Source organism: Xanthomonas sp. MLO165, assembly GCF_018831305.1.
Taxonomy (GTDB): Bacteria; Pseudomonadota; Gammaproteobacteria; order Xanthomonadales; family Xanthomonadaceae; genus Xanthomonas; species Xanthomonas arboricola.
The window spans coordinates 275193-289542 of record NZ_CP029263.1 but is presented as its reverse complement, the minus strand read 5'-3'; the positions used below and the strand labels follow the sequence as shown (position 1 = coordinate 289542).

The following is a 14350-nucleotide window of genomic DNA, read 5'->3' as shown; positions in this document are numbered from 1 at the left end:
ATGTCGGCTCGATGCAACGGCACGGCGGTTGTCGTCATAGACTAGGCCGATGCTGTGGGGACGGCATGTCACCGCTGATCAGTCCGGGGAAACAACTGACCAGATGCGCAGCCGTCCCGCACTGCAGGGGCGAGCCGACTCAACCAACCAAGGCTAACGCAATGAATCCGACCATGCTGTTGCTGGTGCAGTTGGCGCTGATCCTGGGCGCGGCGCGTGCATGCGGTGCGCTGCTGCAACGCTTCGGGCAGCCGCCGGTGATCGGCGAAATGGCCGCCGGCCTGCTGCTGGGGCCGATCGCATTCGGCGCGTGGCTGCCGGAGTTGCATGGCGTGTTGTTCGCCTCCAGCAGCTTGCCGCCACTATCGGGCTTGGCCAACATCGGCGTGGTGCTTTTCATGTTCATCGTCGGCGTGGAGTTGCGTGCGCCGGAAGGCACTACTGCGCAGGTGCGCGCGTCAGTACTGGTGGGGCTGTCCGGTATCGTGCTGCCGTTGCTGCTGGGGCTGGCCGCCGCACCATGGTTATTTGCGCGCTTTGCTCCGCAGGGCATCGGCTTCTGGCCCTTCGCCTTGTTCATTGCCGCAGCGATGTCGGTGACTGCGTTTCCGGTGCTGGCGCGCATCCTCAAGGACCGCAACATGACCCGTACGCCGGCCGGCCGCCTGGCCCTGGGCGCGGCGGTGATCGACGATGCCACGGTGTGGATGTTCCTGGCGATCGTGCTCACCCTGACCCGCGGCAACAGCCATGGCGGCATTGCGTTCACTGCGGCCGGTGCGGTGGTGCTGATTGCGGTGGTGTTCGGCGTGTTGAAGCCGGTGTATGCGCGCGTGCTCACCCCGCGCGCAAGCGATGGAAGCTATGCGCCGACTGCGCTGGTGTGGGTGCTGATCGGTATGCTGGCCTGCGCCGCGGCGGCTGAATGGATCGGCCTGCATGCGATCTTCGGCGCATTCCTGTTCGGCATCTGCGTACCGCGCGATGACCGCCTGCTGGAACACCTGACCGGGCGCATCGAACCCCTGGCGATCACCCTGCTGATGCCGGTGCTGTTTGCGGTCGCCGGCCAGGCCACCAGCCCCGGCGTGTTCGTCGGCGCAGGTGTGGCCGGCTTTGCGCTGGTGGTCGGTTGGGCGCGCGCCTGAGCGGCCACGATTGGCGCGATAGCCTGAGCGTGGGTTCGCTGATGAACGCACGCGGCCTGATGGAACTGGTGGTGATCAAGATCGGCCTGGACAGCGGCGTGATCGGGCCGGACCTGTTCACCCTGCTGTTTGGCATGACCTTGGTGACCACGGTGATGGCCTCGCCGATGGTGGCCTGGTTGCAACGCGGCCGGCACACCGTCACCGCCAACGTGCTGGGCGCGGGCAACCGCCCGCATTGACGAGGCAGCGCTGAAACACGGCGCGGCGTCAGTAGACGTGACACGTCGCGCCGGCACGCGCATCGCAGACCATCACTCGCGCCCGTACAAACCCAGGAACATCGCCACCGTCGATTCGGCCACCTGGGCGCGTTGCTGCGGCGACAGCGGCGGCTGGCCCATGGCGATCTGCGGCCAGAACGCGAAGCCCTTGATCAATGCCTGCAGTTGCTGCGCGCCGACCTCCGGCTCCACGCCCGCCAGCCGGCCGTCGGCCAGTGCGGCGCGCACCCAGGTGGTGGTGCCTTCTTCCTTGCTGCCCAATTGCGCGATCAGCGCACGCGCGCGCTCGGGCGAATGGATGCCTTCGGCAATGGCGACGCGCGACAGGTCGATAAACGCCGGGTCGTCGAGCAGGTGCAGCTTCTGCTGCAGCAGCTGGATCAGCTGCGCGCGCAGCGGCTGGTCGGGCCGGTAGACAAGATTCACCGCGTCGGCGCTGCGTTGCCACAGCCCGCGCAGGATCTCGCCGAACAGCGCGTCCTTGCTGGGGAAATGGTTGTAGACGGTGCGCTTGGACACGCCCGCAGTGGCCGCCACGCGGTCCATGCTGGTGGCCTCGAAGCCATGCTGGCGGAACTCGACAATGGCCGCCTCGACGATGGCGTGGCGCTTGCGGTCGGTCAGCCGCTGCGGCGCGGGCCGGGGGGAAGATGCGCTCGACATCGGATCATTTTACACCCGACAGTTTACTTTCAGCCGAATGAAACTACACTGCTCGGTGTAATTTCCTCCTGCTGTTGTTCCCTGCCCCGGTCGGACTCCCCATGGCTTCCTCTCGCCCTTCCCCGTATGCCGATTCGCCGCAGTTTCGCCGCGGCCGGTTCCGCAATGCGTTGCCGCTGCCGACCACCGCGCTCAGCCTGCGCAAGCAGATCGGCCTGATCTGGACCGTCCTCTTCGACAAACCCAGCACCACGGTGCCGTCCGCGCCGCTGCCGGTACAGCCGCTGACACGCGCGCAGCTGCTTGCCGCGCCCGATCGCAGCCTGTATCGCTTGGGCCATTCCACCGTGCTGATGAAGCTGGGCGGTGGCCTGTGGCTGACCGACCCGGTGTTCTCCAGGCGCGCCTCGCCGGTGCCGTTCGCCGGGCCCAAGCGCTTCCATGCGCCCCCGATCGCGCTGGACGAGCTGCCGCCGCTGGCCGGGGTGATCCTGTCGCACAACCATTACGACCACCTCGACCGCGCCAGCATCCGTGCCCTGGCCGACCGCGTCGGCGTGTTCGTCGCGCCGCTGGGCGTGGGCGATCTGCTGGTGCGCTGGGGCGTGGACCCGGCCAAGGTGCGCCAGCTGGACTGGTGGGACACGATCAACATCGATGGCCTGCAACTCACCGCCACCCCGTCGCAGCATTTTTCCGGGCGCGGCCTGTTCGACAGTGGGCGTTCGCTGTGGTGCTCCTGGGCGATCCAGGAGCGCGAGCTGCGCGTGTTCTTCAGCGGCGACGGCGGCTATGGGCCGCACTTCAAGACCATCGGCCAACAGCTCGGTCCGTTCGACGTGGCGCTGATCGAAAACGGCGCCTACGACCAGCAGTGGCCGCATGTGCACATGCAGCCGGAGCAGAGCCTGCAGGCCTACCTGGACGTCGGCGGGCAGACCCTGCTGCCGATCCACAACGGCACCTTCGACCTGGCCATGCACGCGTGGCAGGAACCGCTGGACCGGATCGTGGCCTTGGCCGACAGCGCCGGCGTTGCACTGGCGACGCCGCGCATGGGCGAGCGGGTGGATCTGAATGCGCCCGGCAATCGCCTGCGTTGGTGGCGACAGGATGCTGCAACTCAGGCATCGGATGGCCTGGTGGCGCCGCGCTAGCCAGTGCGGTGCACGCATCCACAAACAAAAACGGGATGGCGCGTGGCCATCCCGTTTCGATTGCTGTTGCAGCTACTGCACACGCATGCGCCAACGACGCAGGCGCGTCATCCAGTCGCTCACTCCGTCAGACCGCGATTTTCCAGCAGCGCCTTGACGCTGGGATCCTTGCCGCGGAAATCGCGATACAACGTGGCCAGGTCGACGGTATTGCCGCGCGAAAGGATCTTGGCGCGGAAGGTGTCGCCATTCTTGCGGGTCAGGCCACCATTTTCCTTGAACCATTCGAACGCATCGTCGTCGAGCACTTCCGACCAGAAATACGCGTAGTACCCGGCCGAATAACCGCCGCCCCAGATGTGGTCGAAATAGCTGCTGCGATAACGCGGCGGCACTTCGGCCAGGTCCACCTTGAAGCGCTTCAGGGCGTCGGCTTCGAACTTGCTCACGTCCTGCAGCGGCGCATCGGCCGGCTGGGTGTGCCAGGCCAGATCGAGCAACGCGGCCGACAGGTACTCGGTGGTGGCGTAGCCGCTGTTGAAGGTCTTGGCCTTCTTGATCTTCTCCACCAGCTCGGCCGGCATCGCCGCGCCAGTCTGGTAGTGCTTGGCGTAATTGGCGAAGACCTTGGGATCGGACGCCCAGTGCTCGTTGAACTGCGAGGGGAACTCGACAAAGTCGCGCGAGGTGCTGGTGCCGGCGATCGAGGGGTACTTCACCTTGGAGAACATGCCGTGCAGCGCGTGGCCGAACTCATGGAACAGCGTGGTGACGTCGTCGAAGCTCAGCAGCGCCGGCTGGCCGGCGGCCGGCTTGGTGAAGTTGCAGACGTTGTAGACCACCGGCTTGGCACCGGTGAGACCGTCCTGTTCGACGAACACGTCCATCCAGGCGCCGCCGGACTTGCTGTCGCGCTTGAAGTAGTCGGTGTAGAACAGCGCCATCGAGGTGCCGTCCGCGTCGAACACTTCATACACCTTCATGTCCGCGTGATAGGTCGGGATGTCGGTGCGCTGCTTGAAGGTGATGCCGTACAACTGCGTGGCCGCGTAGAAGACGCCGTTCTGCAGCACGTTGTCCAGCTCGAAATACGGCTTGATCTGCGCCTCGTCCAGGTCGTACTTGGCCTTGCGCACCTGCTCGGCGTAGAAGTCCCAATCGGAGGCGGCGAGTTTGAAGTCTCCCTTCTGCGCGTCGATCACCTTCTGCATCTCGGCCACTTCGCGGCGCGCCTTGGCGGTGGCCGCAGGCACGGTATCGGTCAGCAGCTTGAGCGCGGCGTCCGGGGTCTTGGCCATCTGGTCGCCCAGGCTGTAGGCGGCGTAGTTGTCAAAGCCGAGCAGCTTGGCCTTTTGTGCGCGCAGCTGCGCCAGGCGCTGGATGGTCTGGCGGGTGTCGTTGGCATCGCCCTTTTCCGCGCGCGTTTCCGAGGCCTTGAGCACATCGGCGCGCAGCTGGCGGTCCTTCAGCGAGGCCAGCACCGGCTGCTGGGTGGTGTTCTGCAGGGTCAGCAGATACTTGCCATCGAGCTTGCGCGCCTTGGCCGCATCGGCGGCGGCGGCGATGTCGCCCTCGCTCAGGCCGTCGAGCCTGGCCTTGTCGTCCACCACCACCGCACCGGCGGCCGAGGCGGCCACCAGACGGGTATGGAACTGGGTGGAGAGCGTGGTTTCTTCGATGTTGAGCTTGCGCAGGCTGGCCTTGTCGGCCTCCGACAGCTGCGCACCGGCGCGCACCAGCTCTTCGTAGTCGCGCTCGACCAGACGTTTCTGCTCCGGCTCCAGGTTCAGCGTGTCGCGCTGGTCGTAGATCGTCTTGACCCGTGCGAACAGCTTCGGGTCGAGATTGATCTCGTCCTGGTGCGCAGCCAGCTTGGGCGCGATCTCTTCCTGGATCTTCTGGCGTGCATCGCTGGTATCGGCCTGCACCAGCCCGAAGAAGATGCGCGACACGCGCGTGAGCGTCTCGCCGCTTCGCTCCATCGCCTCGATGGTGTTGTCGAAGCTGGGCGGCTCGGGGTTGTCGGCGATCTTGCGGATGTCGGCCAGGTGCAGGCGCATGCCTTCCTCGAAGGCCGGCAGGTAATCGGCGTCCTTGATCTTGTCGAACGGCGGCGCCTGGAACGGCAGCGTGCTGGCGGTCAGCAGCGGGTTCGGCGCAGCATCCGCGGCCGGGGTGGTGGCGGTCTTTTCGGGCACGGTGGTGGACTCCTTACCGGACGAATCTTTTCCAGAACAAGCAGCCAGTGCCAGGGTGATGGCAGCGGCCAGAACGACGGTACGCGACATGGCGTGTGATTCCTGAGTGGGTAGCGCAGCCGGTCACGCTAGCGGGTTTGCGCAGCGTCGGCATGTGCCGTTGGATTGGGAAGATGGGTGCGATTGGGGATGCGCGCGCTACAGCGTCTCATCCTTGAAGATCGCCACGTGCGGGCTGCCGTCGGCGCCGATCCAGCCGCGGTACATGCCTTCGGTATTGAACGGGAATGCGGCGTTGCCCTGCGCATCCAGCGCGATGGCACCGCCGTCGCCGCCGGCCTTGGGAATCTCCTGGTCGATCACCGTGTCGGCGGCCTGTTGCAACGACTGCCCGGCGTATTTCATGCGTGCGCAGATGTCGTAGGCGGCTACCGCGCGGATGTAGAACTCGCCCCAGCCGGTGCCGGACACCGCGCACTGGCTGTTGGCATAGGTGCCGGCGCCGATGATCGGCGCATCGCCGACGCGGCCATAGCGCTTGTTGGTCATGCCGCCGGTGGAGGTGCCGGCGGCCAGGTGTCCCGCGCGATCCAGCGCCAGCGCGCCCACCGTGCCGAAATGCTTGGCGGTTTCCAGGTCCAGTTCGGCCTGCGCCTGACGGTCGCCGGCTTCGGCCTTGCGCGCTTTCTGCAGCTGCTGCCAGCGCTTGTCGGTACGGAAATAACCCGGGTCGACCAACGTGACGCCCTGCTCGCGCGCGAATTGTTCGGCGCCGTCACCGACCAGCATCACGTGCTTGGAATGGTCCATGACGCTGCGCGCCAGCTGGATCGGGTTCCTGACCGTGTGCACGCCGGCAATCGCGCCGGCCTTGCCGGTGGCGCCGTCCATGATTGCGGCATCCAGTTCGTTCTTGCCGTCATGGGTGAACACCGCACCGCGCCCGGCGTTGAACTGCGGCGCATCCTCCAGCACGGAGATGGTGGCGGCCACCGCATCCACCGCACTGCCGCCACCTTGCAGCACCGCGTGCCCGGCACGCAGCGCGCGTTGCATCGCCTCGCGCGCCTGCGCCTGTTCCTCGCTGGAAAGGCTGGATTTCTCCACTCCGGCGCCGCCGTGGATCACCAGCATCGGCGTGGCCGCCAGCACCGGGCCGGCAGCAAGCAGGAGGGAAAGCGACAAACACAGTGCGCGTGCGGACAAGCCCATCATGGTGTTTCCTCGGTGGAGGCAGCGAGGTGCCCGGCGGCGGCGGTCATGAATGCAGGCGACCGGCAGCGACAAAAACCTTTCAAGCGCGCGGCCGCATCGTCACAGCGTATCGCGATGCTTGCCGCGCCACGGCCGGTACCAGGTGCGGATGGCGGCGATATCGGCGGCCATGTCGGTGCCGGTCCAGAATGGCTCGCCGATGCCCACGGTCTTGCTGGGGTAGTCGAAATACACCGGCAGGATCGGCACCTTGGAATCGGAGGCAATCTTCCAGAAGCCGGCCTTCCAGTGCTCCACCCGCTTGCGGGTGCCCTCGGGGGTGATCACGTACCACATCTGTTCGGAATTGCGGATCAGCCGCACCGCCTGGCCGATGGTGCCCTGCGGCGAGCTGCGGTCCAGCGGGATGGCGCCAAGCTTGCGCAGCAGCGGGCCCAGCGGCCACCAGAACAGCTGCGCCTTGCCCAGCACGCGCACGTCGAAGCCCAGCGCGAACTTGGCCGCAAAGCCCAGGAAGCCGTCCCAGTTGGACGAATGCGGGGCGACGATCATCACCAGCTTGGGTTCGTCGGGCAGCCGCCCGAGCAGGCGCCAGCCGGTCAGACGCAGTGCCGTGCGCCCCAGCCAGCGGCCGAAGCGGCCATGGGCGCGTGGCATTGTGGGTGGAGAGGGCTGCAGCAGGATGTTGGCCTGTGTTACCGGTGGCAACGACGGGTCGGTGTGACTCACGCTTACTCCCAGTGGGACGCAGAGCGTCCACGCTTGATATGGCTGCGCTCACGCTTGGCATCCAGCCGCCGCAGCTTGGCACCATGACTCGGTTTGGTGGCGACCCGGCGCTTGGGCACCGACAGGCAGGCACTGATGATCTCGACCAGCCGCTCGCGCGCATCCTCGCGGTTGCGGTCTTGGGTGCGGAAGCGCTGCGCGTCGATCACCAGCACCCCATCGGCGGTCATGCGCCGGTCGCGCCGCGACAGCAGCCGCGCGCGCAGGGGTTCGGGCAGCGACGGCGACCCGGCCACGTCGAAACGCAGTTCCACCGCGGTGGAGACCTTGTTGACGTTCTGCCCGCCCGCGCCGCTGGCGCGCACGAAGCGCTCGACGATCTCGCTGGGCGGGATCGTCAGGCTGGGGGTGATCTGGATCGGGTCGCTGGCCATCGGGCCGATTGTATCGGCACCGGCATGGACGCGCGCGCGAACGCCGGCTTCCCGTATGCTGCGGCCGGTTCCCCCGACTGTGCAGGATGCTCCGATGACACCGCCCCGTTCCGTTGCCGCCGCCCGCGCCTTGGCGCGCCGCCTGATCGTGCTGGCCGCGCTGGCGCTGGCCACGCCCGCCGCGTTTGCGCAGGCGCCCAGCGATGCCGACATCAACCGCCTGCTGGCCGCCTCGCGCGCGCAGACCATGCTGGACACGATGCTGCCGCAGATCGAAGCGATGCAGCAGCAGCAATTCGCCCAGCTCACCGCCCAGCGCCAGCTCGACGCCGACCAGCAGGCCCAGCTGCAGCGTATCCAGGAGCGCACCCGCCAGACCGTGCGCAAGGCACTGTCGTGGTCGGAGCTGCGGCCAATGTATGTGGACATCTACAAGCGCTCGTTCTCGCGCGAGGATGTGCTGGCCATGGCCGAGTTCTACGAGAGCTCGGCCGGCCAGAGCCTGCTGGACAAGACCCCGGCACTGACCCAGAACCTGATGGGCGCGATCCAGCAGAAGATGCTGCCGCTGTTTGCCGACCTGCAGAAGGATCTGGAGAAGATCGTCAATACGCCGGCGGCGGCACCGCAGAAGCCCTGAAGGGCGGGGATGGGGGAATCGGGATTGGGGAATCGGAACAGCGTGCCTGCTGTGGCGGTTGCTGCTTGCGACGGTGGCGGTGGTGGCGCTGACGACGATTGCGCCAACCCGCTTGTCCCACTCGGTGAGGAGGCGCTTGGCCCCTCTCCTGCGGGAGAGGGGATGGGGTGAGGGTACGGTTGTGTGGATTTCCAGCAGATCGTGTGGGCGTGTTGACCGTTAGCCGCGCGCACCGCATCAAGCCGTCTGCACCGCTCCCAGCGCGGCCATCTCCCACCCGAGCAATGCGCAGGCCTTGGAAAATTCCACATCCAGCGGCGCGGTGACGCTGATGCGCCGCCCGTCGGCCGGATGCGGAAACCCCAGCCGCTCGGCGTGCAGCAGCATGCGGTGGATGCCGAGCATGCGGAAGCTGCGGTTGTGCCGGCCATCGCCGTGGCTGGTGTCGCCGATCATGTGGTGCGACAGGTGTTTCATGTGCCGGCGGATCTGCCGGAACCGCCCGGTCTGCGGCTGGCAGCGCAGCAGCGCATAGCGCGAGGTGGCAAAACCGGTGGACGGGATCTCCAGCTCGCCGGTCGCCAGGCGCTGGAAGTGCGTCACCGCCGGCTTCTTGACCGGCTTGCCGGGGCCGCCGTCCAGATCGTGGTCGACGATGAAGCGCTCCTCGGCCGGCCAGCCGCGGCAGACGGTCAGATAGTCCTTCTCCAACTCGCCGGCCATCAAGGCCTTGCCCAGCGCGCTGGCGGCCTCGCGGTCGAACGCCAGCAGCAGGCAGCCGCTGGTCGCGCGGTCGAGCCGGTGCACCAGAAAGATCGGCCGGCCCAGCTGTTCGCGCAGGCGGTCGGCCAGGAAGTCGTCCTCCCCGCGCGCCAGCTTGCTGTCGTGGACCATCAGCCCGGCGGGTTTGTCGACGACGGCCAGGAGCTCGTCCTGGAAGAGAATCTGCAAGTGCTTGGGGGATGTGCTCACCGGCGGATTATCCGCATCGTCGACACCGCATGCCACTGCGTCGCCGCGCCATATGGCGCATGCCGACCACGCGCCTTGAGGCCTGAGGGCGTGGCAGCTCGGCCGCGCACGCTCAGGCCGCGCCGCACACCGCCAGCAATTCGCCCTTGCCCACCGGCACCACGCTGCAGGTGACTGCCGGATCGTCAGCCAGCAGCGCGGTGAACGGCGCCAGTTCGTCGGCATGCGACAGCGCATTGTCGACCACCAGCAGGCCGCCGCCGCGCAGCACGCGGCGCAGTGCCGGCCACCAGCGCACGTACTCGCCACGCGCCGAATCCAGGAAGACCAGATCGATGCTCGCGCTGGCGGCCTGGGTCAGCCACGCGCCGCCGTCGCCGTGCACCACCTCCACCGACGCGGCCAGGCCGCTGCGTGCAAGCGTGGCCTGCGCCAGGTCCACCTTGTCGGCCGCAAGCTCCACCGTGGTGACGTGCCCACCGATTGCGGCGGCCGCTTCGGCCAGCCACAGCGTCGAATAACCGTTGGAGGTGCCGATTTCCAGCACGCGCCGCGCAGCGGTGGCGCGTACCAGCACGGCCAGCAATTGCCCGGTGTCGGGCGTGATATTGAGCATGCGCCGGCCACGCTCCGGCTGGTGCGCATCGTTGTCGCTACCGAACCGCGCCAGTTCGTCCTTCAACGCCTGCAGATCGATCATCGCTACCTCGCCGGGGACGGCTTCGTCATCGTGCCGCTGCAGGCGCTGCCGCTATCCAGCCGGATGCGGCAGGCCACCTGCGCAGTGCTTGAGTGCTTCAGCGCCGCAGCCAGGCGACCAGCAGGGCCACCGAGCCGGCGCCGCCGCTGACCCAGCTCCATACCGGCACCGTGCCCAGGTACCAGCCATTCGGGTGCAGGCCATACAGCACGGCAGCCACCACCAGCAGGCCGCTGCCGGTGATGGCAGTGACCACGCGCGTCTGCAGCTTGCGCAGGCTCAGGTCCAGCGCGCGCAGCTCGGCCGAGCGGATGTCGAGCTGGTGGCGGCCTTCCACCTGCTGCTTCAACCAGCTGTGCACCAGGCGCGGCATGTCCGGCGCATGGGTCATGATTTCCGGCAGGCGCTTGCGCAACTCGCCGAGCACGCGGCGCGGGCTGTAACGCTCGCGCAGGATGCGTTCGAGCACCGGCCGCGCCACCGCCCAGATGTCCAGCCTGGGGTCGAGCTGGCGGCCGACGCCTTCGATGTTGAGCAAGGTCTTCTGCAACAGGATCAGCTGCGGCTGCAGCGTCAGTTCGTAGCGCTGCGCGACGCGGAACAGCTTGATCAGCACTTCGGCCAGCGAAATCTCCGACAACGGGCGGGTGAAGTACGGCTCGCACACCGAGCGCGCGGCCGCCTCCAGTTCGTCGATGCGCACGTTGTCGGGCATCCAGCCCGCCTCCACGTGCAGCTCGGCCATGCGGCGGTAATCCTTGTGGAAGATCGCCATGAAGTTCTCGGCCAGATAGTACTGATCTTCCTGCGAGAGCTGGCCCATGATGCCGAAATCCAGCGCGATGAAACGCGGATTGAGCCGGCGCTCCGGGTCGCTGTCGACCCAGATGTTGCCGGCATGCGCATCGGCATGGAAGAAATTGTCGCGGAACACCTGCGTGTAGAACACCCGCACGCCCTTGGCCGCCAGCGCCTTGCGGTCGATACCGGCCGCATCGAGCTTGGCGATGTCGTCGGACGGAATGCCGTACACGCGCTCCAGCGTGAGCGCACGCTCGGCGGTGTGCGACCAGATCACCTCGGGCACGTACAGATCGTCCGAGCCTTCCCAGAACCGGCGCAGCACGCTGGCGTTGGCGCCTTCGCGCTGCAGGTCGAGTTCGGCCGACAGGGTGCCTTCGATCTCGGCCACCACTTCGCGCGGCCGGATCTTGTCAGCGCGCGGGTGGGTGCGTTCGACCAGCGTGGCCAGCGACTGCAGCAACGCGATATCGGCATCGATCTGGCGCTCGATGTCCGGGCGCAGCACCTTGACCACCACCTCGCGGCGCACGCCGTTGGCATCCGGCGGCAAGGTGGCCGCGTGCACCTGCGCGATCGAAGCCGAGGCCAGCGGCACGGTGTCGAACGCGGCAAACGCCACGCTCACCGGCAGGCCCAGCGCGCGCTCGACGATGAGCCGCGCCGCTTCGCCGTCGAAGGGCTTGACGCGGTCCTGCAGCAGGGTCAGTTCATCGGCCACGTCGGCCGGAATCAGGTCGCGCCGGGTCGACAGGATCTGCCCGAACTTGACGAAGATCGGCCCCAGTTCCTGCAACGCCAGCCGCAGCCGCGCACCGCGCGATTGCGCGGCGATTTCGGCACTGGCGCGCGGCACGAACGGCTTGGCCAGGCGCAGCCAGCGCTCGGCCGGCGTGTCCTGCAGCAGGTCGTCCAGGCGATAGCGCAGGATCACCCGGCCGATGCGGCTGGCCCGCAGCAGCGCCTTCATGCCGCACCTCCGGCCGCGCGCAGGCGCGCCACGCGTGCGGCCAGCCGTTCGACGTCGTCGCGCAGTTCGTCGACATCGTCGTGAAAGGCGTCCAGTTCGGCACGCGGCACCACGTCGCGCGATTCCTCGGTCACGAATTCTGCCGCGCTATGCGCCAGATCCACCGCGCTGCGGCGTGCCTGCTGCAGCGCTGCACGCACCGCATTGGCGATCTGCACGCCGAGGATCTCGCCGAACACCGCCACGAACGGCAGTTGCCAATCCGGATCGAAGCGGCCGGCCAGTTGCTGCAGCTGGCGCGCCAGCTCGGCATCGCCGGAGACCTTGAGCCGCCCGGCCGGTGCGCCGCTGCGGCGCGCGTTGGCCAGGAACGGCAGCTGGCCGAGCAAGCCGGCCAGGCTGCTGCGCACGGCCAGGTCCGGCTCCTGCGCCTGGTCCACCGGGCCGACCAGCAAGCGGCGCTCGTGCACGCGGATCTGCAGGGCCAGCGCAGGCGCCTCCAGGGTCAGTGCGATGCGTTGGCCTTCCAGTGGCAGCAGGGCATCACGGGTATCGGGGTCCAGTGCCAGCGCGCGGTTGAGCGCGGCTTGCAGGGCCTGGCCGGCGAGCGGCTTGAGTGAGTTGAACAGGGATCCGGGCATGGGCGCATTCTACCGTCCCCGCATGTCGCCACTGCTTGACGGTGGTGTGGCAAGTGCAAGCCGGAGGCCGGGGTGGCGATCATGGCAGGGCGCCTTGCGGCCAGGCCGCGTGCGTCGATCATGCAGGACTTCCTTCGGCGCCCCTGCCGCGGGCATGCTGGCGACCTCATCACGCAGGTGGCAGGAGCAGGCAATGCGCAAGATCCGGGTCGGTCTCATCTTCGGCGGCAAATCGGCCGAGCACGAGGTCTCGCTGCAATCGGCGCGCAACATTCTCGATGCGCTCGATCCGCAGCGCTTCGAGCCGGTGCTGATCGGCATCGACAAGCAGGGCCAGTGGCACGTCAACGACCCCGACAGCTTCCTGCTCAATGCCGACGACCCGGCCCGCATCGCCCTGCATCGCAGCGGTCGCGGCGTGGCCCTGCTACCGGGCGCGCAGCAACAACAGCTGCGCCCGACCCAGCCGGAGCAGGCGCTGGCGCAGATCGATGTGGTGTTTCCGATCGTGCATGGCACGCTCGGCGAAGACGGCTCGCTGCAAGGGCTGCTGCGCATGGCCAATCTGCCCTTCGTCGGCTCCGGCGTGCTCGGCTCGGCGCTGGCGATGGACAAGGACCTGGCCAAGCGCGTGCTGCGCGATGCCGGGCTCGAGGTGGCGCCGTTCGCCTGCTTCAACCGCCACACCGCCGCACATGCCGACGTGGATGCGTTGATCGCGCAGTTGGGTTTGCCGTTGTTCGTCAAACCAGCCAACCAGGGTTCGTCGGTCGGTGTCAGTCAGGTGCGCAGCGCCGATGCGTTTGCCGACGCGCTCGCATTGGCGCTGGCATACGACCACAAGGTGCTGGTGGAAGCGGCAATCGCTGGGCGCGAGATCGAATGCGCCGTGCTGGGCAATGCCACCCCGCAGGCCAGCGTGTGCGGCGAAGTGGTGGTGCACGACGCGTTTTACTCCTACGAGACCAAGTACATCAGCGAACACGGCGCCGACATCGTGATCCCGGCCGACATCGATGCGCAGACGCAGCAGCGCATCCAGCAGATTGCGGTGCAGGCCTACCAGGCGCTGGACTGCGCCGGCATGGCGCGTGTGGACGTGTTCCTGTGCGCCGATAGTCGCATCGTGATCAATGAGGTCAACACATTGCCGGGCTTCACCCGGATCAGCATGTATCCCAAGCTCTGGCAGGCAAGCGGGCTGGACTACTGCAGTTTGATCACGCAGCTGATCGAGCTGGCACTGCAACGGCATGCTGACGATCAGCTGCTGCGCAGCGCGGTCGAGCCAGGCGCATGAGCCAGGCCCGTGTGCGCGCCGTGCAACCGCACGACCACCGCGCACTGCTTGCGCTCAACAATGCGCATGCCACCGAGCTGTCGTTGCTGGATGCCGACGGGCTGGCTGCATTGCTGCAACTGGCGTGGCACGCACGCCTCGTCGCGCCGGCGGATGGCCTGCTGATCGCGCTGGATCAAGGCGCGGCTTACGCCAACCCGAACTTTGCATGGATGGCGCAACGCTTCGCGCGCTTTGTCTACATCGACCGTATCGTGATCGCCGCGCATGCGCAGCGGCGCGGGCTTGCCAGGCAGCTGTATGACGAGCTCATCCACGCCGCGCGTGCAGCGGGGCAACCGCGGCTGGTCTGCGAGGTCAACCTGCTCCCACCCAATCCGGCATCGCTGGCGCTGCATCTGCAGCTGGGTTTCCAGCCGGTCGGTGACGCGCTGCTGGGCAACGGCAAGCATGTGCAATATCTCGAAAAACTGCTTTGAAACAGAAGCGATTCAACGA

Annotated in this window: 13 protein-coding genes and 1 pseudogene; 5 read left to right on the top strand and 9 right to left on the bottom strand. The window is 67.3% G+C overall.

Annotation, left to right across the window (positions count from 1 at the left end):
* The first annotated feature begins 161 nt into the window (after positions 1–161).
* Positions 162–1390, top strand: a pseudogene (locus DGN21_RS01255) (cation:proton antiporter).
* 72 nt (positions 1391–1462) lie between these two features.
* Here DGN21_RS01255 and DGN21_RS01250 read toward each other — a convergent pair.
* Complete coding sequence (locus tag DGN21_RS01250; RefSeq protein WP_039529027.1) at positions 1463–2095, bottom strand: TetR/AcrR family transcriptional regulator; 633 nt, start codon at positions 2093–2095, stop codon at positions 1463–1465.
* A 101-nt stretch (positions 2096–2196) separates the two neighbouring features.
* On the opposite strand from DGN21_RS01250, the gene DGN21_RS01245 reads away from it, so the two are divergent.
* Positions 2197–3252 (top strand): MBL fold metallo-hydrolase, encoded by a 1056-nt coding sequence (locus DGN21_RS01245; protein ID WP_126965460.1) that lies wholly within the window; start codon positions 2197–2199, stop codon positions 3250–3252.
* 119 nt (positions 3253–3371) lie between these two features.
* On the opposite strand, the gene dcp is transcribed toward DGN21_RS01245, so the two are convergent.
* The 4 genes from dcp to arfB form a co-directional block, all read right to left on the bottom strand.
* Positions 3372–5540 (bottom strand): peptidyl-dipeptidase Dcp, encoded by a 2169-nt coding sequence (dcp, locus tag DGN21_RS01240; protein ID WP_160954789.1) that lies wholly within the window; start codon positions 5538–5540, stop codon positions 3372–3374.
* 108 nt (positions 5541–5648) lie between these two features.
* Positions 5649–6665 (bottom strand): isoaspartyl peptidase/L-asparaginase, encoded by a 1017-nt coding sequence (locus DGN21_RS01235; protein WP_160954790.1) that lies wholly within the window; start codon positions 6663–6665, stop codon positions 5649–5651.
* A 99-nt stretch (positions 6666–6764) separates the two neighbouring features.
* Positions 6765–7394, bottom strand: a complete 630-nt coding sequence (locus tag DGN21_RS01230) for a lysophosphatidylcholine acyltransferase (RefSeq protein WP_160954791.1) — start codon at positions 7392–7394, stop codon at positions 6765–6767.
* A gap of 2 nt (positions 7395–7396) precedes the next feature.
* The gene (gene arfB, locus DGN21_RS01225) at positions 7397–7828 is read right to left on the bottom strand and encodes an alternative ribosome rescue aminoacyl-tRNA hydrolase ArfB (RefSeq protein ID WP_006449817.1); all 432 of its coding nucleotides are present in this window, start codon (positions 7826–7828) and stop codon (positions 7397–7399) included.
* Positions 7829–7883: 55 nt separating this feature from the next.
* On the opposite strand from arfB, the gene DGN21_RS01220 reads away from it, so the two are divergent.
* Entirely contained in the window at positions 7884–8468 is a 585-nt protein-coding gene (locus DGN21_RS01220) for a DUF2059 domain-containing protein (RefSeq protein WP_039529037.1), read from the top strand.
* 237 nt (positions 8469–8705) lie between these two features.
* Here DGN21_RS01220 and DGN21_RS01215 read toward each other — a convergent pair whose 3' ends face one another.
* From DGN21_RS01215 to DGN21_RS01200, 4 genes are all read right to left on the bottom strand, one after another.
* Positions 8706–9476, bottom strand: a complete 771-nt coding sequence (locus tag DGN21_RS01215; protein WP_054592056.1) for a pseudouridine synthase — start codon at positions 9474–9476, stop codon at positions 8706–8708.
* A gap of 76 nt (positions 9477–9552) precedes the next feature.
* Positions 9553–10140: a class I SAM-dependent methyltransferase gene (locus tag DGN21_RS01210; RefSeq protein ID WP_160954792.1), complete on the bottom strand. Its 588-nt coding sequence runs from the start codon at positions 10138–10140 to the stop codon at positions 9553–9555.
* A gap of 97 nt (positions 10141–10237) precedes the next feature.
* On the bottom strand, positions 10238–11911 hold the full coding sequence (gene ubiB / locus DGN21_RS01205; RefSeq protein WP_039814160.1) for a ubiquinone biosynthesis regulatory protein kinase UbiB: 1674 nt from the start codon (positions 11909–11911) through the stop codon (positions 10238–10240).
* A complete protein-coding gene (locus DGN21_RS01200) occupies positions 11908–12552 on the bottom strand; it encodes an SCP2 sterol-binding domain-containing protein (RefSeq protein ID WP_046345336.1) in 645 nt (214 codons plus the stop codon). The genes ubiB and DGN21_RS01200 overlap by 4 nt, the downstream gene beginning before the upstream one ends.
* 193 nt (positions 12553–12745) lie before the next feature.
* Here DGN21_RS01200 and ddlA point away from each other — a divergent pair, with 193 nt between their 5' ends.
* Complete coding sequence (gene ddlA, locus DGN21_RS01195) at positions 12746–13852, top strand: D-alanine--D-alanine ligase (protein WP_126965463.1); 1107 nt, start codon at positions 12746–12748, stop codon at positions 13850–13852.
* A complete protein-coding gene (locus DGN21_RS01190) occupies positions 13849–14331 on the top strand; it encodes a GNAT family N-acetyltransferase (protein WP_126965464.1) in 483 nt (160 codons plus the stop codon). Before ddlA ends, DGN21_RS01190 begins: the two co-directional genes overlap by 4 nt.
* Positions 14332–14350 lie beyond the last annotated feature (19 nt).